We start from the raw sequence: 19,251 nt of genomic DNA on the forward strand, positions 1-19,251 counted from the left end.
TAGCAAGTTATCATGCGAATCGCAGTCATCTACAAAAACAAAGCCCCGGTCTCCTAAATAGGAGGCCGGGGCTTTTGTGTTATATCGGATTAATCTTCGATTCTTTTCTTGCTGAACTTCATCAGGAACTCATACACGATAGGTACAACAACGAGTGTGAGCAGCGTCGAACTGATCAGACCGCCGATAACGGTTATGCCGAGCCCGCGTGAGATGATACCTGCGCTGTTTTCCCAACCGAATACGAGAGGCAGCAGCGCACCGATGGTGGCCAGTGCCGTCATCAGGATTGGACGAAGACGGGTTGCACCGGCTTCGAGCAGGGCTTCGCGAGTGCTCATTCCTTCGCGTTCCATGTGGATAACGCGGTCGATCAATACAATTGCATTCGTGACTACGATACCAATCAACATGAGTACGCCCATGAGAGCAGATACGTTCAATGTCTCGCCTGTGATGAGCAGGCCGATAATGGCACCGATGACGATGAATGGCAGTGAGAACAGGATGGCAAATGGTGCAAGACCCCCGCCAAACGTGACCACGAGTACAAAGTATACAATAGCAATGGCCGCCAGCATGGCGAGTCCAAGCTGTCCGAAGGTTTCATTGATTTGCTCGGTAACGCCTCCGAACTCTACGGATACCCCGTCTGGAAGCTCAAGTTTGCTGACTTCGGATTCCAGATTGGTGGAAGCCGAGCCTACATCGCTGGACAGGATATCGGCTGTGACACTCACAACCATTTTACCGTCGATGCGTGTAATGGAGTCAGGCGTGGTTCCTTTTTCAACTTTGGCTACATCCTTGATCGGTACTTCCATACCGAGTGGAGACGTTACCGTTTCGTCTTCAATTTCTTTAATGCTCTTATAGGTTTTGCTGTCGGTTTCAATGTAAACATTGTAGGTTTTGTCCTCAATCTTAATTTCCGTCAAGACTGGACGCTCCCGTACGGGTGCCAGCTTCATAGCCAATTGTCCGGCTGTGAGGCCAAGAGAGCTTAACTTCTCTTGATCGGCAACCAGCGTGTACTGCTCAAATGACTCGGATAAACTGGTCTCCGCATTGTCGAAGGTAGCGGTATCCTTGTTCGCAAGCTCGGCAATTTGATCAGCTACAGGCTTGATCTGCTCCAGGGAGTCGCCGAAGACGTTAACCGTCAATTGGCTGCCTCCGAATCCGCCGGCCGCCATGTCCATATTGGACCAGGTGCCATCCGGAACTTCCTTGGCTAGATCCTCGATAAGTGCCGTTTTGACATCTTCGAAGTTTTTCGTGTCCGGATCGTACATAATGTAGAACAATCCGGAATTAGCGGAGCCCATTCCAAGCGGATTGCTTCCGCCGATGGAGTACTGCATTGTCTGTACGCCAGGTTGATCCAGAATCAGCTTCTCGGCTTTTAGTGCACGTTCCTCTACATCCTCCAGCATAACGCCAGGTTCAGGAGAGTAGGTCACCATTGCGTATTTGTCTTCTTGTTCCGGGATGAAGCTAACCCCCAGATACTTGGTCAGGAACAAGCTTCCTACCAACAGCACGATGGCTGCCAGGAATGTAATGGCTTTGTGATTCAGAGTCCATTTCAGGATCGAACGATAGCCGCGGGCCATTGCGCCCGGCTTCTCTTCATGATCATGCTTGTTCTTCAAGCCTTTGCGGAACAGGCTGTGCGCCATAGCAGGTACAAGCGTAACCGCCACGACCAGGGAAGCCAGCAGCGCGAAGACCATCGTCAATGCGAATGGCATGAACAGCTCGCCGACCATACCGCTAACCAGTGTAAGCGGCAGGAATACCGCGATGGTTACGATGGTGGAAGACATGATGGGAACAAACATTTCACGTGTAGCGGCACTAATGAGCTCTCGGCCTGTCAGTTTTTCGGTCGAGAGGGACATGCGCCGGTAGATATTCTCGATAACAACAATCGAATCATCGACAACCCGGCCGATGGCAACGGTCATGGCACCGAGTGACATCATATTCAGGGTAATATCCATTTGCTTCAAGCACAGTACCGCAATCAACAAGGATAACGGGATGGAAATGATCGATATGATGGTCGAACGGATATTGCGCAGGAAGATCATGATGATCAGAACAGCAAATAATGCACCGAACAATGCCTTGGAGAGCATGGTATGAACGGAGTCCTCGATCGGTTTGCCTTGATCCAGCATGATGGTCAGATCCATGCCAGGGAATAGGCCTTTCAATTCCTCTGCCTTGTCTTTTACCTGATTAACAACGTCAACCGTGTTGGCATCGTTCGCCTTAACGATTTGGATACCGATGGATTCCTTCCCGTTGGTGCGGGAGATGGATTCCGAGGTTCCGATAACTTCAATCTTGGCAATCTCGCTGAGTTTTACGGTTGGAATGCCGGTGGGAGCGGATGGAGCGCCATTCTGTCCACCAGCACTGGCATCAGCACCGGGAGCTCCCTGCTGACCTGCAGCCCCAGCCGCATCGCCAGGAGGTTGCTGCTGTTGAGCTGCACCAGCACCAGGAGCGCCAGCTCCGGCAGATGCATCGGTACCGCCTCCGCTTGGAATAACAGGAATGGCGATATTCTTCAGATCGTCAATGCCGATGATGCCGCCATCAATGGCTACGGCCTTTTGGGATTTTTCCATTTCGAACATACCGAGCGGAACATACAGCGCTGAACCCTGCACGATGCCTTTAACGGTATCTTCGGTCAGGCCAAGCTCGTTCATTTTGTCCTGGTTAAATTTCAGTTGGACTTCATTAACAAATTGTCCGGCTACCTGAATGGAAGCAACCCCATCCAAATCTTCGAGCTCGGGTACAATGTCATTCTCTGTGATACGGGTTAATTCATCCAGTGCCATGTTGTCTTTGTTCGATATACTCAAGGAGACAACCGGCATGGAGCTCATGCTGAATTTGGATATGGTAGGTTTCTGAGCATCCTCAGGCAGCTTGACTTCATTGATTGCTTCCCGAACAGCTGCTGTAGCGTTGTCCAGATCACTACCATAATCAAATTCAACCATCACGTTGGCTGCATTCTCCATGGAAGTGGAGGTTACGGTTTTTACGCCGTCGATATTTCTCAGTCTTGTCTCAAGCGGTTTGGTTACATCCTCTACAACTCCTTCAGGAGCTGCACCCGGATAGATGGCGGTGACGCTTAAGAATGGGACGTTAATATCCGGAATGGTTTCTTGTTTCATTGTCAGTCCACTGTACAATCCACCAAAGCTGACGATGATGGTCAGCAGCCAGATCGCAAACTTGTTGCGCAGCGAAAAATTGATAATTCCTTTCATTAGGTGATTCTCTCTCCTCTCCAAAATAACGCTATGTCTCTAACTTCGACCCGTTTCCCTGCATAATTCCACCAGGGGTAAGATAGCTTTCCAGCACGGTAACAATGGTGCCCTTGAGCTCGGTATACAGTGCCTCCAGGTCCTCGATCCCCTCCAGGTTAGCAAGCATTCCCTTTAGAACGGCCCTGCTGGGCTGGAGGCCAAGCAGCTCTTTCTCCATAATATTGAGCGACTCCATAGCATCTTCCCGGACTTCCGTCTCTACCGTACTCTTCTTCAGTTCATTTTTCATTGCTTTAATGACGATAAGCGGGTGACGGGTTGTACGAATGTCGGTCTGGCATAACTGACTCAATTGCCCAATCGCCTCCATCGGAATCAGAGGTTCGGGACGTCTGCGCAGAATGCTGTTTACAATATCATCGAGCAGCTGGATCTGGTGGTCTGCAGTGATTCCCACATTCAAATGAAACCCTGGCATGAACAGGAAGCGAATATACGAACCCAGCATGCTGGCCATAAACATGCCAATCTCCATCGTATAAGGCTCAACGTCCGGTCCATAAATGCTTTTGAGCTTATTGTTAAACCACTGCAATGCAGCGAGCATTTCCTGCCGCATGTTTTCCTTGTCAATAGGCGGTTTCCCCGGCATCTGATCATGGAACTGCTTCAGGAGATATTCCCGAATCTCCAGAAAATGGACAAGAAGCACTTCCGTCTGCTTGCGCAGCTGCTCCTTAGGCTCAAGCAGCGGATCGTGATCGACACGGAGGATCTCATCTTTAATCCGGTTTGCGATATGCTCGTAAATGCTCTTTTCCAGTTCCTCTTTGGACTTGAAATGAAGATAAAGGCTGCCTTTCGACATCCCGCATACTTCGGCGATTTCCTGCATGGAGGTAACCGAAGAGCCCTTCGCGGAAAACAGCTGCATCGCAGTGATGAGAATTTGCTGTCGTTTCTCTGCCGTTTTATCAGCCAATCAAAAGCTCACCTCACTTGAGAACTTTTCAGTTCTGGGATTGACCATATGGTCAAGAATAAGTATATATGAAAAAGAACGACCGTTTCAACTTTACTACGGTCGTCCCTTTTCTTGGTTCTGAAAATATATGAAATTTTCTAGAAAAATCGCCTAACTTATCAATTTCAGACCGACAGCCGAGCACAGAATCATGGAAATGAACACCACTCGCCGCCAATCCTTCGGCTCTCCGAACAGAAACATCCCAACCATGGCTCCACCGGCTGTTCCAATTCCCGTCCAGATGGCATAAGCGGTCCCCATCGGCAGCACGGTCATGGCATAAGAGAGGAGGGAGAAGCTGATACCAAACGATAAGGCCAGAATCAGTGTATAATGCCATCCCTTGCGCTGCGACACGCCTTTAATACCAATGACACCGCCAATTTCGAATAATCCGGCAAATATAAGCGCAACCCAAGCCATTATTTACTCACCTCCGGTTCTGCATGATCACTCGTAACCAGCTTAAGGCCGACTACACCTGCAAGCAGCACGCAGATCAGAAGAACCTTGACCAATTTGAACGGTTCTCCAAAGAACAGCATTTCCGATGCCACCGTTCCGGCGGTTCCGATACCTGTAAAGACGGCATATACCGTTCCGACCGGCAGGCGTTTGGCTGCTTCGATAATAAGATAGAAGCTGGCTGTAATGGCGACTATAGTACCAAGCCACTCCAACGTGTTGTTGGAATACTTCAGACCCATAACCCATATGACCTCGACCAATCCAGCCAGCAGTACATAAATCCAGTTGCGATTCATTATGATTGTCACTCCTTTTAATGAGAAAGAATTGTTATCTCACCTGCAGACCCTTATTCTCCTTGAAATTTATACTTATCATGCGTAGTTCTGCGATAATTTAACTCTTGCTGTTAGAACTTTGCTTCGTTACCCCTAACCAAAATATCGGCCAAGCGGCGGTCAGACGTTTCAAGGCGCGTTCCTCCCCGCCGTAAACGGCTTCCAGATGAATTCCATCGAGCAGGGTCATAAAGGCGATGGCTGCTTTACGTGGGTATCGAATGATACGCCCATGCACGGGACAGCCTGCCGCAAGCAGTCTGGACAGGTTGTTCTCCTGCTCGTCCAGCAGCGGATACAACATAGCCATCACCTCATCGTAGAAGGTGCTAGGCGGGAAGAAGGCCATCCGCATGAAGAATCGCACTTCATCATCCCCTTGGTAAGCCTGGAGACTGTTCTCAAGAAATCCATGCAGCTGCTGCTCCAGCGGCAAATCCGTGTGGTTAAGGAAATAGCCCACCATTAATTTCTCTTGTCGTTGGAATACGTCTTGAAGCACCTGCAGGAACAAATCCTCCTTGCTTGAAAAATGAGCGTAAATAGACGGTTTCTTGATTCCGCAATCGTCGGCGATATGTTTCAGCGATGCCCCTTCATAACCGTTCTTGGCAAAATGGGCAAGGGCGGACTGTTTAATATTGGCGGCACTCATAGTACTCCTCCTAACTAACGGTCGTTAGTTATATTTTTATCAAATGATGCCAGTATTGTCAATGTCAATATTTGGGCTTGGAGCTGTCTGACTATCTGCAAGAGAACAGTCTTTAGTTCCGGGGGGAGATCATGTAGAATATGTGTGATCGACATCGTCCATACAAAAGAGACAGAAACGATGAATAACAAGGGGTAAACTGATATGAGAAAGGGAATAGAGGCTGTACTGATCACCGCGCTTTTGATCGCGTTTTATTATTTTGGCATGCATTATTTCGGAAAGACGACAGGGACGGTCATCGGGATCTTCTCCACCCTCACCGTAGTATCTATCGGATTCATGATTTTTATGGAGAACCGCCATCCTTCCAGCACCATGGCCTGGATTCTGCTGCTTGCGCTCGTTCCCATCGTCGGGCTTGTTTTTTATTTCTTGTTCGGGCAGAACTACTTCAAACGGAGAAAATATGATAAAAAAGCACAGAAGGACGTCCTGGTATACACCAGCGAGGTGCTCCGCAAGAGCACCCCTGACGTTTCCTGCTTTAAGCCTGAAACGCAGCAGCTGCTTCAGCTGTCTTCCCGGCTGGCGCGCACGCCGATTTCCTTCTCCAGTGACTCGCGGGTGCTGACCGATGGGGAAGAGACGTTCGCGGCATTGATAGCGGAGCTGGAACGGGCCGTGCATCATATCCATATGGAGTATTACATTTATCGGCCGGATGCCATCGGCACGCAGATTCAGGAAATTTTGATCCGCAAGGCGAGGGAAGGCATTGCCGTTCGGTTTATGGTAGATGCCGTGGGCAGCCTGCAGCTGCCGCCGGCCTTCCTTCAGGAGATGAGGGATGCCGGCATACAGGTCGCCGTGTTTGGCAGTCCGAAAACGATATTTTTTACCAGCCGTGTAAATTACCGCAATCATCGCAAAATCGTTGTCATTGACGGCAGTGTTGGATTCGTTGGCGGATTGAATGTAGGTGATGAGTACTTGAGCCGCAGCAAGGCCTTTGGTTTCTGGCGAGACACCCATATGCTTATCCGTGGAGAGGCTGTAAGGACGCTTCAGGTTGTATTTCTGCAGGATTGGCAGTACATGACAGGAGAGCAGCCGAGCGAGCCGATCTATTATTCACCGGATCTGCTGGAGAACCGCAGTGGAGCGGTCCAGATTATTGCGAGCGGACCGGACAATGAGCGGAGGGCGCTCAAAAATATTTTCTTCTCCATGATTGTGTCGGCTCGCAAATCCGTCTGGCTGGCGACACCCTATTTTATACCGGATGAAGATATTCTAACCGCGCTCCGGGTTGCTGCCTTGTCAGGGCTTGACGTACGGATCCTGTTTCCGTCGAAACCGGACAAGTGGCTGCCCTTCCTGGCTTCCCACTCCTATTTTCCCGCTCTGCTGGATGTTGGGGTGCGGGTATATGAATATGAGAAAGGTTTCATGCATTCCAAGCTGCTGATCGTGGACGGGGAAATCGCGACGATTGGCACCGCCAATATGGACATGCGGAGTTTTCATCTTAATTTCGAGGTTAACGCACTCTTGGTACATACGGAAAGCGTGGCCAAGCTTGTGTCGGATTTCGAGCAGGATCTGGAATCGGCCATCGTGTATGACCGCAACCATACCCGCAAGAAGAGGATCATGACCAGGCTGCTGGAATCGGCAGCCCGGCTGATGTCACCTCTGTTGTAAATCGGCAGGGGAACGCGCGTTGAATGCAGCTGCACTCAACGCGCGTTCATGTCGGCCTAATTGTTAGAAGGTTGTGAACCCGAGGAACTTCTGAATCCGGAACAGAACATCTTTGATCCAGGTGGTTTTTCCCTGATAAGCTCCGGCATCAAGACTGAATTCGGCGCCCTCGTTGAACCATATCTGATTAAAATACCGGTCCAGGTCCCGGGCAAGCGGATGATCCTTTGGGGCGGCGATCCACAGGTTGTTCTCCAGATTCAGATCGGCCAGATTTCGCTGGGTGAAATTAGTGGATCCGCCCGTCATTACGGACTTGCCAGTTGGTTTGGCAATGTACATCAGTTTGGTATGATACTGCTCTTTACCGGTGTTGTACCAACGAACGGAGATATTGCCCTTTGATTTCTTGATGAGTTCAGCGGCAGCCGGACGGTTGGGGATCCCGATTTTTTCCCTGCCGAATGCATTCTGGTTCGGATCCAGGATAAGGCGTATGTCGACGCCGCGCTCCGAGGCTTTCAGAAGCTGGTCCATCACCTTGCCGTCAGCCAGATAGAACATCCCCATCCAGAGTGTATCTCCGGATTGAGACTGCTCAATGGACTCCAAAACGTATTTGTATATTTTCCCTTCCGTCAGGTACCGAACATCGACGCTGCCAGCCTGCCCGGAAGGCTGCTTGGGAGCTGCCGCCTTCGGTTCATATGCCGGCAGTTTGATATCGCTTGAAAGATTGACGGCAGCTTGCTCAGTGGCCAGTATATCGCCAATGATGTCGCCGCTTGTTTCAAAAGCGATGTTCGAGTGGAAAGCGCTGGCATCATGAATGTTGGCTGAAGTGACAAGCGCTGTGTTTTCGCTGATGACGACCTTACGATGATTGGCCTTCACGTTCAGCAGCTTCAGATAGGAGCGAATGGTAATATCGGGCGCTTCGTTTGCCATCAGATTGGGGAGCGTTCCTTTGCCGGATTGACCAAACCACTGGAAAAAGGTGCGCCATACAGCGGAATAGATCGGCGTCGAATCCCGCAGCCGGTTGACATCGGTTATAATGACTTGAATGCCCGCGGCCTTCATGGCCTCGAACTCCGGAAGCGGATAGGAACCATATCCGGTGTTGACTTCATCGCTGATAAAGAAGATGTCCATATCGGGATATTTTTGTTTATGCTTCACAAGGCGATCGGTGAGCTCCTCACTCACCTTCGGAAATGTCTGGCCTTTATGGGCGTAACCGTTGAACAGAAACATATCGATGACCAGGAATTTTCGGGATTCATCAATAATCTGGCCGATGCGCGGTCCGATCTCGCGATCATGGACCGGTTGACCGTCCGGACCGGGATAGGTCAGGTCGACCCACATGGCAACCTCGCTCTGATAGAGCGGGCTTTCGTAAGAAATCCCCTTGGGCAGAGGCTTGTGAGTCTGATAGATCATCACGCCGATCAGCCATAGAATGAGAAGGACAAGGCCGGTAAAAATATATTTTCGTGTTCGGGAACCTTTGGTATGCGCTTTACCTGGCATAAGTGGAGTATCTCCATCAGGGGGATGCGGATGATCTGAAGTGCGGCTGCGAAATAAATGACGGAAATCCAAAATAGCCCATCCTCCTATAACTTTCAGTTGTATAACGTTAATTAACATCAATCACTGGACATGACGCACTCCGTCTGCCATATGTGATAAGGCTCCTTATGCCGGGTTGTTGACCTGTTTCAGGGGTAGAATGATAATATACGGTTTTTTGTTTCATTCCATGCGGCAGAAAACGGACATCTGGCTTATATTTTTGCTTGTTGTTCTTCATATCATACAACCGGCCATATCCGGCACCCTGTGCACGTTAATAAGATGGTTAATTTAAGGATGAATTACTTGAACAAGGAGGCACGGAATGAATTCAGAACATAAAGATACTGCGGGCATGCCCGCTGAAACCATTACTGGCAGTGGAACCGGGAGATACGAGGGCCGGCTGCTGCCGGAAGTACCAACCGGTGAACGAAAAATAGAGCATGTGCGCCTATGCCTTGATGAGGAGGTAGGTTCCGTCGGTTTAACATCAGGCTTTGAACGTTACCGCTTCCGTCACTCCGCGCTGCCGGAGATCGACTTTGAAGATATTAAACTGGACACCACGTTTCTGGATATTCCGGTACGAACGCCATTGCTGATCAGCTCCATGACGGGAGGAAGCAAGGCGACCGGAGAGATCAATATGAGGCTGGCCGAAGCTGCGGAGCGCCGCGGCTGGGCGCTTGGGGTGGGCTCTGTCCGGGCTGCTGTGGAGAAGGAGGAGCTTGCTCCTACGTTCCGCGTGAGAGAGTGTGCACCGAGTGTGCCGGTTATCGCAAACCTGGGGGCTGTACAGCTGAACTATGGCTTTGGTCTTGACGATTGCCAGCGGGCGGTGGATATCGCGGGTGCCGATATGCTCGTTCTTCATCTGAATGGACTCCAGGAGGTATTTCAGCCGGAGGGGAATACCCGGTTTGGTCGTTTGCTTGGCCGAATTGAGGATCTGTGCCGAACGCTGGAAGTGCCGGTGGGCATTAAAGAGGTCGGCTGGGGAATTGATGGAGAAACCGCGCGAAGACTGCTGGATATCGGGGCAGCGTTCATCGATGTGGCTGGTGCGGGCGGCACCTCCTGGAGCCAGGTGGAGAAATTCCGTAGCAAGGACCCGGTACGCCGCGGCGCTGCGGAAGCTTTTGCCGGATGGGGCAATCCCACCGCAGAATGCATTGTGGAGGTGCGGGAAGCTGCTCCTGCCTGTACCCTGATCGGCAGTGGCGGGCTGCAAAACGGCGTTGATGCGGCGAAAGCGATAGCGCTGGGCGCTGACCTGGCTGGCTTCGGACGCGGATTGCTGGGCTCCGCCGTTGACTCTGTAGAGGCGCTGGACCAGCGGCTGGCGCAGGTGGAATTGGAGCTGCAGACAGCCATGTTTGGAATTGGCGCAGGGAACATCGAAGCTCTGAGGTCCACCGCGCGTCTGATTCGTGCCTGAATTGACCGGCTTGACTGCCGGAATCGGGACGGAGTGATGGCAGTATATTCGTATTGAAGTCTATGGGGTATCTGCTATAATTAATAAGATTGTTTAGCTGGGATTGGCAGCTTAGGTGATATGAACCCAAGCTTTGAATACTTACTAATAAGAGTAACTTATAATAAGGAGTTGTCACATAAATGGCTTTAAAGGCAGGGATCGTCGGTTTGCCAAACGTCGGCAAATCTACATTGTTTAATGCGATTACACAGGCGGGCGCCGAATCGGCTAACTACCCGTTCTGTACAATTGACCCGAACGTCGGTGTCGTGGAAGTGCCGGATGAGCGCCTCGATAAACTGACGGAGCTCGTTCAACCGAACAAGACGGTTCCGACGGCTTTTGAATTTGTGGATATCGCGGGTCTGGTTCGCGGTGCAAGCAAAGGCGAAGGGCTTGGGAACAAGTTTCTTGCCCACATTCGTGAAGTGGATGCCATCGTTCACGTGGTTCGCTGCTTTGAAGATGAGAACATTACCCACGTCGATGGCAAAGTGAACCCGGTGAGCGATATCCAGACCATTAATCTGGAGCTGATCCTGGCTGATCTCGACAGCGTGGAGAAGCGGATTGACCGTGCCAAGAAGAATATGAAGGGCGGCAACAAGCAGTATGCCCAGGAAGTTGAGCTGCTGGAGCGCCTGAAGGAAGCTCTTTACAACGACCAGCCTGCACGCAGCGTCGAACTCAGCGATGATGAGAAGCTGATTGTTCGCGACCTGCACCTTCTGACATTGAAGCCGGTTCTGTATGCGGCTAACCTGAGCGAGGACGGAGTAGCGGAAGCGGACAGCAATCCGTTTGTGCAGCAGGTTCGTGATTTCGCGGCGGCAGAGAATGCGATTGTGGTTCCGATCAGCGCGAAGGTGGAAGCCGAAATTGCCGAGCTCGAAGGCGAGGATAGAGCGATGTTCCTTGAGGAGCTGGGACTTGAAGAATCCGGCCTGAACCGTCTGATCAAGGCAGCGTACAGCCTTCTTGGACTGTACACGTACTTTACAGCTGGCGTGCAGGAAGTGCGTGCGTGGACGATTCGCAAAGGAACGAAGGCACCGCAAGCGGCAGCTGTTATCCATACGGACTTCGAACGAGGCTTCATCCGTGCTGAAGTAGTCGCTTACGATGATTTGGTTGCTGCTGGATCGATGAACGGAGCGAAAGAACGTGGACAGCTTCGTCTGGAAGGCAAGGAGTATGTTGTCAGCGACGGCGATGTGATGCATTTCCGTTTCAACGTTTAGAAACGAGAGGTTTCAAAGGCCATGGCTCCATGTCACTTTGTGCATGGGACTGTGGTTTTTTTCTAGTGGTGGAGCCCTGTAAGGAAAGAACGGTTTATCCAGGTCAACAGCCTGCTAGTCAAATGTGTTGTTTCATGGTAAAATAAAAAGTCGTTTGCACTTCATTTTTGTTTGGATATGGAGTACGAAATGGCATATCTTCAGGAATATATCTTAGAGAGGTGAATTCCTTTGTTGGACCGATTACAATCCCTTGCGGACCGTTACGAGAAATTAAGTGAACTGTTGTGCGATCCTGATGTCGCTAATGACTCCAAGAAGCTCAGGGATTATTCCAAAGAACAATCCGATTTGCAGCCTGCATATGAGGCTTATGTTGAATATAAAAATGTAATTGAAGAACTCGAAGCTGCCAAAACCATGCAGGGCGAGAAGATGGACGACGAAATGCGCGAAATGGTGAAAATGGAGATCGAGGAACTTTCCACGCGCGAGCGAGAGCTGGCGGAGAAAATCCGTATTTTGCTGCTGCCGAAGGACCCGAATGATGATAAGAACGTAATCATCGAAATTCGCGGAGCGGCTGGCGGAGACGAGGCGGCCCTGTTTGCTTCCGACCTGTACCGGATGTATACCCGCTATGCGGATACCCAAGGCTGGAAGGTCGAGCTGATGGACGTTAACACGAATGATCTGGGTGGATTCAAGGAAGTCATCTTCATGATCAACGGCCGCGGTGCCTACAGCAAAATGAAATTCGAGAGCGGCGCGCACCGTGTCCAGCGCATTCCGACAACGGAATCCGGCGGCCGTATTCATACTTCCACCTCAACCGTTGCCGTTATGCCGGAGGCGGAAGAAGTGGATATTGAAATCCACGATAAGGATATCCGCGTGGATACGTTCTGCTCCAGCGGTGCAGGCGGCCAGTCCGTTAACACAACCAAGTCGGCGGTGCGTGTGACGCATATACCGACGGGCATCGTGGCTACTTGCCAGGACGGCAAATCGCAGAACTCCAATAAGGATAAGGCGCTGCAGGTGCTTCGTGCCCGTATCTTTGATATGATGCGCCAAGAGGAAGAAGCGAAATATGCCGGGGAGCGGAAGAGCAAGGTAGGTACGGGCGACCGCAGCGAGCGGATTCGGACGTACAATTTCCCGCAGAGCCGCGTAACGGACCATCGGATCGGACTTACCGTTCACAAGCTGGATCAGGTGATGAACGGGGAGATTGAAGAGATCGTTTCAGCACTGACGATTGCAGAGCAAGCTGAACTGATGGAAAAAGGAGTATAACGCTTTGAAGCGGACGATATTTGAATTGACGCCGCAGCGCAGCATAAGAGAAGCCTTTGTGGAGGCTTCTTCTTTTTTAGATGCCATGCGGGTAATGGAGCCCCAGCGGAATGCGCAGCTGCTGCTGGAGCATGTGCTGGGATTGTCGGGATCCTCATATTACATGGCCCTGCCGGAGCCTTTCCCGGCGGAATGCCGCCACGCTTTGGAAGAAGCGATCCGTCGCAAGGCGGAAGGCGTTCCCGCGCAGTATATTATCGGCGAGCAGGAATTTTACGGTCGGCCGTTTGAAGTTACGCCGGCTGTCCTCATTCCGCGTCCGGAAACCGAGCTGCTTGTGGAGGCGGTGCTGAAGTATGGGCAGGAGCTTGCCCCGCGTTCAGAAGGAAGGCTGAAGGCAATGGACATTGGCACCGGCAGCGGGGTTATTGCTGTTACGCTGGCACTGCAGGCCCCTTCCTGGGAACTCCTGGCGAGTGATATTTCGCCTGAAGCGCTCGAAGTTGCCACGCGTAATGCGAAGCAGCTCCATGCGAATGTGGAGTTCCGGCAGGGGGACCTGCTGGAGCCGTTTGCCGGCCTTGCGCCGGACATTCTCGTCTCCAATCCGCCCTATATACCGGCGGAGGACATCGAGGGCCTGCAGCCGGAAGTGCGCGATTACGAGCCGCGCACGGCTCTGGACGGCGGTCGCGACGGATTGAACCCGTACCGGATCATGATGGCACAGCTGCCTCTGCTGTCAGCGCCGCCGCGGCTGATCGCTTTTGAGCTGGGCATGGGCCAGGCCGGGGATGTGGCCGAGCTGCTGCGCCAGACAGGGCATTGGCAGGAAATCGTCACAGTACCGGATTTGGCCGGGATTGACAGGCATGTTCTGGGAATTTGCCGTTAATTGTATTCGGGGTGGATTTCTTTTAGAATAGTTAGTGGACTTGGCGGAGTAATCTTTATTCCGTTCAGATCGTAGATACGGACTGATAACAGCTCAGTGTGTACAGCTCCAGGCACAGGGGGACCAGAGCATGCTCCAGAAACTCAAGAAGATTGATTTTGTCATTGTTTTTGTGCTGTTGATGCTGATGGTTGTCAGCATCACATCGATATATAGTGCCACCTTTGACACGACCGGCTACGAGCGACACTACATCAAGATGGCCGTCATTTATATCCTCGGATTTGCAGTTTTTTTCGGGTTGAGCTTGATTGATTACCGAATCTGGACCAAATACGCAATACACATATACATCGGCGGATTGGTCATGCTGCTGCTGCCTTCCTTCATCGGTCAAACCAAAAACAATGCTACGGGTTGGATCGATCTCGGTATCGTGGATATTCAGCCTGCAGAGCTGTTCAAGCTTGTGCTCATCATATTTATAACGTATGTTCTTCTTCGGAAGAATAAAGCGAAGCTTTCTTTTTGGCGGGATATCATTCCAATCGGATTGTTGACGTTCATCCCGTTTGCCATTGTCATGGTTCAGAATGATTTGGGCAATGGACTAAGTTATATCGTCATCCTGCTTGGGCTGTTATGGATCGGGAATGTGAAGCTCACGCACGCGCTTATCGGGCTGCTGATTGTAGCCGGTGTTGCCTTCGGCGGAGCACAGGCCTATATCCACTATCATGATGAGATTAAAGCATCGAAGATTATGGAGAGCCGCGGACATTGGATGGAACGGATTGACCCGTGGCTGATCCCGGAAAAAGCAACTCCGAAAGCGAGTTACCATACCAACAACGCGAAGCTGGCCATTGCTTCAGGCGGTATGAGTGGTGAAGGGTACTTACAGGGGAGCTCCGTGCAAACGTCACGCGTACCGTACACGTATTCGGATTCGATTTTTGTGCAGATTGCTGAGGAATACGGCTTTATCGGCTCCTCCGTTCTGCTGCTTTTATATTTCATACTCATTCACAGGATGATCCTGATCTCACTGGAAAGCCGGGGGAAAGCCGGGCCGTTTCTTATCATCGGCATCGTTGCCATGCTGCTGTATCAAATCTTTGAGAATATCGGCATGTTTATTGGGTTAATGCCATTGACAGGGATCACGCTGCCTTTTATCAGTTATGGCGGAACATCGCTTATTATTAACATGGCGTGTCTCGGGGTGGCGATGAGTGTGAAGCTGCATGGACAGGAAGTGGAGGAGGATTTGCCTAATCCTAATTCTCCAACGTACGTTGCCGCACCATCCCAACAGGCTTGATTCGGGATGCTTGTGTTTCTACAAGATCATAGCGGGGAATCCAAGGGATGCTATCGAAAGCAGCATCTCTTTTGTGTTTTCTGCCCAGCGATTGCAGGATGGACGTCCTTGAATTGTGTTAAGGAGGAAAATCTTTTAGAATAATTCATTAGGGGCTTATTATGATCATGTATCGACAACAAGCCAAAGCAAACAAGGAAACAAGGCAAACTTTCTGTTCGAAGAATCGTTATATGCCTGTATAGGCAAACCGGGGTTTGACGACTCCGGGCACAGGGGGATCATAAGCATGCTTCAGAAATTCAAGAAGATGGATTACGTTATTGTTTTTGTACTGGTTTTGATGATGGGTATCAGCATTACGTCGATATACAGCACGACCGTTGACACCAAATTTGAAGGCTCTCATATCCGCATGATTGCTTTTTACATTGTCGGCTTCATTGCCTTTTTCGGCATAAGCCTGCTGGATTACCGGTTGTTGATTAAATATGCCAAATATATTTACTTGGGCGGTTTGGCCGTACTGGTCCTCGTTATGTTCATCGGAAAGGATATCAACGGTGCCCAGGGCTGGATTTATATTGGGGGATTAAGCATTCAGCCTGCCGAATTGTTCAAGCTGGTCCTTATTATTTTCCTGTCCTATGTATTGGTGCGCAAAAACAAACCGCTGCTGTCCTTCTGGAAGGATATTATCCCGATTGGGCTCTTGGCGTTCATACCTTTTGTGCTTGTCATGGCTCAGAATGACCTGGGGAATGCGCTAAGTTATGTGATCATCCTGCTGGGTTTGCTCTGGATCGGGAATGTGAAGTTCTCCCATGCGCTAATCGGTCTTGCACTTGTGGCGGGATTAGCCTTCGGCGGAGCGCAGGCCTACATTCATTATCATGATGAACTGCTTGAATCAAAAATACTTAAGCCCCACTGGGTGGAGCGGATCGATCCATGGCTATACCCGGAGAAGGCAACTGCAAAGGCAAGTTATCATACCAATAACGCGAAGCTGGCTATTGCCTCAGGCGGCATGAGCGGTGAGGGGTATATGCAGGGGTCGTCGATCCAGTCCGGCAGAGTGCCGTATGCGTATTCGGATTCGATTTTTGTACAGATTGCCGAGGAATTCGGTTTTATTGGCTCATCGGTGCTGCTGCTGTTGTATTTCATATTGATCCACCGGCTGATCCTGATTTCGCTTGAATCCCGAGAACGTGCCGGGCCGTTTCTTATCATAGGGATCGTTGCCATGTTCTTGTACCAAATTTTCGAGAATATCGGGATGTTCATCGGTTTAATGCCACTGACCGGGATTACACTTCCTTTCATCAGTTATGGGGGGACCTCGCTCGTCATCAGCATGGCCAGTCTGGGGGTAGCCATGAGTGTGAAACTGCATGGGCAGGAAGTGGAGGAAGATATGCCCGATCCCCACGCTTACCGTCCGGCTTCGCCTAAGCAGGCATAGTCTGTTTGGATGAGGAGTCACATGATCATGGCGTATCGCAAGTTAATCTGAGATAGGCCATGTCCATTATCTTGAAATCCCACTGAACACCCATATCCCTCTAAAACGAAAGATGCTGTTCCCTGTTCCTAGGGAGGGCATCTTTATTTTTTTGCAACCTGATTTGTGCGAATCTATGATTTTTCCAACAAATTGCTAGAGTCCACGTTTATAACTCTCTCAGCCGGACATACTGATAGCATCATAGATTATTCGTTTGAGAGAGGCGGCTGGCATAGATGAAGAATTATAGTGAGACCCTCCGTATTATTGTGAAGAAAATGGTTGTGCTCTTATCCTGTATGTTTATGGTTATCATGACGTGGGAAGGACAGCAGATTGATGCATCCGTTGTTGGCGGTCCAATCCCCCAGGAATCGATTCGACTTCGCATTCTCGCGAATTCAGATAACCCGTCCGATCAGCTCGTGAAACGAGAGATTCGTGACGCGGTCGTTGAGCAAATGCAGCTCTGGGTTCTTCAGCTGGAGAATCCGCAGAGCCTTGAAGATGCCAAAGAAGTAACCCGTCAGCATCTTCCGGAAATCCGTCAGCTGGTAGGGGAAGAATTGAGAAAAAGAGGCATTACCTACAGTTATCAAGTGGAGCTTGGCGTAGTGCCGTTCCCAACCAAGCTGTACGGGGGAACGGTCTATCCGGCCGGCGACTATGATGCGCTGCGGATCACTTTAGGCGAAGGCCAAGGCCAAAACTGGTGGTGTGTTTTGTTCCCGCCGCTCTGCTTCATTGATGGCGGCAGCGGGGATGCTGCGGCACAATCCGTTGACACGGGTGTCCAAACGGCTTCTGCCGACGCTGGCGAAACGCCTCAGGAGGAAACTCCGAAGAATGCAGGCGATAGTAAACCTGAAGTTCGGTTCTTTCTGTGGGATATGTTTCTGGGGATTTGGAATTGGGTGGCGAGCCTGTTTTAAGGATTAGGAGCGGATTGATGTTCAATCCTGACGGTGTATGATAAACTTTAGTATAGAAGAGTGCTTTCTCTTTGGCGCGACTGGTTTCGAATGGAACTGGCACGGGACTGAAGAACCAAAGCACTTTTTATTTTTGAAGTAAGCGCAAAACGGAATTTGATGTTTATATATTTTATATACAGAAAGCTTGGGGTAGGTATGGAACAGAACGGAAATGACGGATTGCAACAAGGACAGCGGAATGGCGGCATCCATAATTCAGAGACAACAACCAAGGTTTGGCATGTACCAACCTCGCTCTTCCAGGAGAGCTTGAAAATGGCGGCGGAGCCGGAGCTTCAGGAAGCCGGGTTGGTGTTGGCCCAGGGCGGCACGGTGGCGTTTCCGACCGAAACGGTGTATGGCCTCGGTGCCGATGCGGGCAATACCGAAGCGGTGGAGCGCATCTTTGCTGCGAAGGGGCGTCCGGCGGACAATCCGTTGATTGTCCATATTTCGGAGCTTGCGCAGCTTGAGGGTTTGGTCCAGCATGTGAACGAAACGGAAAGGGCGCTGATGGACTCCTTTTGGCCCGGACCTTTGTCGCTGGTACTACCCGTGAAGCGGGACGCTGTGTCACCGCGTGTAACCGCTGGTCTGGATACCGTTGCTGTGCGGATGCCTGATCACAGCGTTGCGCTTGCCCTGATCAGCGCTGCAGGGCGTCCGCTTGCTGCACCGAGCGCCAACCGCTCGGGCCGGCCGAGCCCGACGCTAGCCAGCCATGTGCTGGCAGATCTCGCCGGTTACATTGACGGCGTGCTTGACGGCGGCCCTGCCGGGGTGGGCGTCGAGTCGACCGTTGTGCAGGTCGGCGAGGATGGCGCCGTGACGGTGCTCCGCCCCGGCGGCGTCACGGCCGAGCAGCTTGCCGCCGTAGCGGCAAGCGTGCGCCTCGACCCGGCGCTGCAGCGCGCCGCCGGGGAGGCGGAAGGCCCGGCGCCGCGCTCGCCGGGCATGAAGTACACGCACTACGCACCGAAGGGTGCGATGTGCGTGGTGCAGGGCCCGCGTGCCGACGCCGTGTCGGCACGCATTGCGGCCGAGCTTGAGGCGGCCGCCCGGCGCGGAGAAGTGACCGGTGTGCTGTCGTTCGACGAGCACATCGGCCACTACCGCGCGGACGTTGCCGTCTCGCTCGGCAGCCTGGCCGCGCCGGAGGAAGCGGCCCGCCGGCTGTACGCCGGCCTTCGTCACTTCGATGACGAAGGCGCGACCTTCATCCTGGCCGAAGCGTGCCCGGATCGGGGCGTTGGCGCAGCCGTCATGAACCGGCTGCTGAAGGCCGCGGGACATCACATCATCAATGTGGATTGAACTCCAAGTCCTGGCACCAGTTTGTGAGTGATTCTCTCAATCCTTTCTCGTAATATGCAAGAGGAAGGGGAGGCTTTGCCGGGATTCCCCAGTCGAATAAACGGTTTTGGAATCATTTAACCCTTGTCCG

General features: G+C 51.4%; 15 protein-coding genes. 9 read left to right on the top strand and 6 right to left on the bottom strand.

The window, feature by feature from the left end; translation table 11 throughout:
• Positions 1–89 precede the first annotated feature (89 nt).
• From B9D94_RS30315 to B9D94_RS30335, 5 genes are all read right to left on the bottom strand, one after another.
• Entirely contained in the window at positions 90–3,302 is a 3,213-nt protein-coding gene (locus B9D94_RS30315) for an efflux RND transporter permease subunit (protein WP_148248655.1), read from the bottom strand.
• Positions 3,303–3,333: 31 nt separating this feature from the next.
• Positions 3,334–4,287, bottom strand: coding sequence for a TetR/AcrR family transcriptional regulator (locus tag B9D94_RS30320; protein ID WP_036640021.1), 954 nt, complete (start codon positions 4,285–4,287; stop codon positions 3,334–3,336).
• 153 nt (positions 4,288–4,440) lie between these two features.
• The gene (locus B9D94_RS30325; RefSeq protein ID WP_006213120.1) at positions 4,441–4,755 is read right to left on the bottom strand and encodes a DMT family transporter; all 315 of its coding nucleotides are present in this window, start codon (positions 4,753–4,755) and stop codon (positions 4,441–4,443) included.
• Positions 4,755–5,096: a DMT family transporter gene (locus tag B9D94_RS30330; protein WP_006213119.1), complete on the bottom strand. Its 342-nt coding sequence runs from the start codon at positions 5,094–5,096 to the stop codon at positions 4,755–4,757. The genes B9D94_RS30325 and B9D94_RS30330 overlap by 1 nt, the downstream gene beginning before the upstream one ends.
• 100 nt (positions 5,097–5,196) lie before the next feature.
• The gene (locus B9D94_RS30335) at positions 5,197–5,793 is read right to left on the bottom strand and encodes a TetR/AcrR family transcriptional regulator (RefSeq protein WP_006213118.1); all 597 of its coding nucleotides are present in this window, start codon (positions 5,791–5,793) and stop codon (positions 5,197–5,199) included.
• A gap of 204 nt (positions 5,794–5,997) precedes the next feature.
• On the opposite strand from B9D94_RS30335, the gene cls reads away from it, so the two are divergent.
• On the top strand, positions 5,998–7,500 hold the full coding sequence (cls, locus tag B9D94_RS30340) for a cardiolipin synthase (protein WP_006213117.1): 1,503 nt from the start codon (positions 5,998–6,000) through the stop codon (positions 7,498–7,500).
• 63 nt (positions 7,501–7,563) lie between these two features.
• On the opposite strand, the gene B9D94_RS30345 is transcribed toward cls, so the two are convergent.
• Entirely contained in the window at positions 7,564–9,036 is a 1,473-nt protein-coding gene (locus tag B9D94_RS30345) for a phospholipase D family protein (RefSeq protein ID WP_253806199.1), read from the bottom strand.
• Positions 9,037–9,406: 370 nt separating this feature from the next.
• Between B9D94_RS30345 and fni the strand changes: the two genes are divergently transcribed.
• The 8 genes from fni to B9D94_RS30385 all read left to right on the top strand — a co-directional run bounded on the left by fni (position 9,407) and on the right by B9D94_RS30385 (position 19,121).
• On the top strand, positions 9,407–10,522 hold the full coding sequence (fni, locus tag B9D94_RS30350) for a type 2 isopentenyl-diphosphate Delta-isomerase (protein WP_148248657.1): 1,116 nt from the start codon (positions 9,407–9,409) through the stop codon (positions 10,520–10,522).
• A gap of 182 nt (positions 10,523–10,704) precedes the next feature.
• On the top strand, positions 10,705–11,805 hold the full coding sequence (ychF, locus tag B9D94_RS30355; protein ID WP_148248658.1) for a redox-regulated ATPase YchF: 1,101 nt from the start codon (positions 10,705–10,707) through the stop codon (positions 11,803–11,805).
• A 231-nt stretch (positions 11,806–12,036) separates the two neighbouring features.
• The gene (gene prfA / locus B9D94_RS30360; RefSeq protein WP_006213115.1) at positions 12,037–13,104 is read left to right on the top strand and encodes a peptide chain release factor 1; all 1,068 of its coding nucleotides are present in this window, start codon (positions 12,037–12,039) and stop codon (positions 13,102–13,104) included.
• A gap of 4 nt (positions 13,105–13,108) precedes the next feature.
• Entirely contained in the window at positions 13,109–13,999 is an 891-nt protein-coding gene (prmC, locus tag B9D94_RS30365) for a peptide chain release factor N(5)-glutamine methyltransferase (RefSeq protein WP_063478014.1), read from the top strand.
• A 130-nt stretch (positions 14,000–14,129) separates the two neighbouring features.
• Entirely contained in the window at positions 14,130–15,323 is a 1,194-nt protein-coding gene (locus B9D94_RS30370) for an FtsW/RodA/SpoVE family cell cycle protein (protein ID WP_148248659.1), read from the top strand.
• 289 nt (positions 15,324–15,612) lie between these two features.
• The gene (locus tag B9D94_RS30375) at positions 15,613–16,791 is read left to right on the top strand and encodes an FtsW/RodA/SpoVE family cell cycle protein (RefSeq protein WP_006213112.1); all 1,179 of its coding nucleotides are present in this window, start codon (positions 15,613–15,615) and stop codon (positions 16,789–16,791) included.
• 278 nt (positions 16,792–17,069) lie between these two features.
• Positions 17,070–17,765, top strand: a complete 696-nt coding sequence (gene spoIIR / locus B9D94_RS30380) for a stage II sporulation protein R (protein ID WP_063478012.1) — start codon at positions 17,070–17,072, stop codon at positions 17,763–17,765.
• 318 nt (positions 17,766–18,083) lie between these two features.
• Complete coding sequence (locus B9D94_RS30385) at positions 18,084–19,121, top strand: L-threonylcarbamoyladenylate synthase (protein WP_100086553.1); 1,038 nt, start codon at positions 18,084–18,086, stop codon at positions 19,119–19,121.
• The last annotated feature ends 130 nt before the right edge of the window (positions 19,122–19,251 follow it).

This window comes from Paenibacillus sp. Cedars, assembly GCF_003184205.1.
Lineage (GTDB): Bacteria > Bacillota > Bacilli > Paenibacillales > Paenibacillaceae > Paenibacillus_AQ > Paenibacillus_AQ glucanolyticus.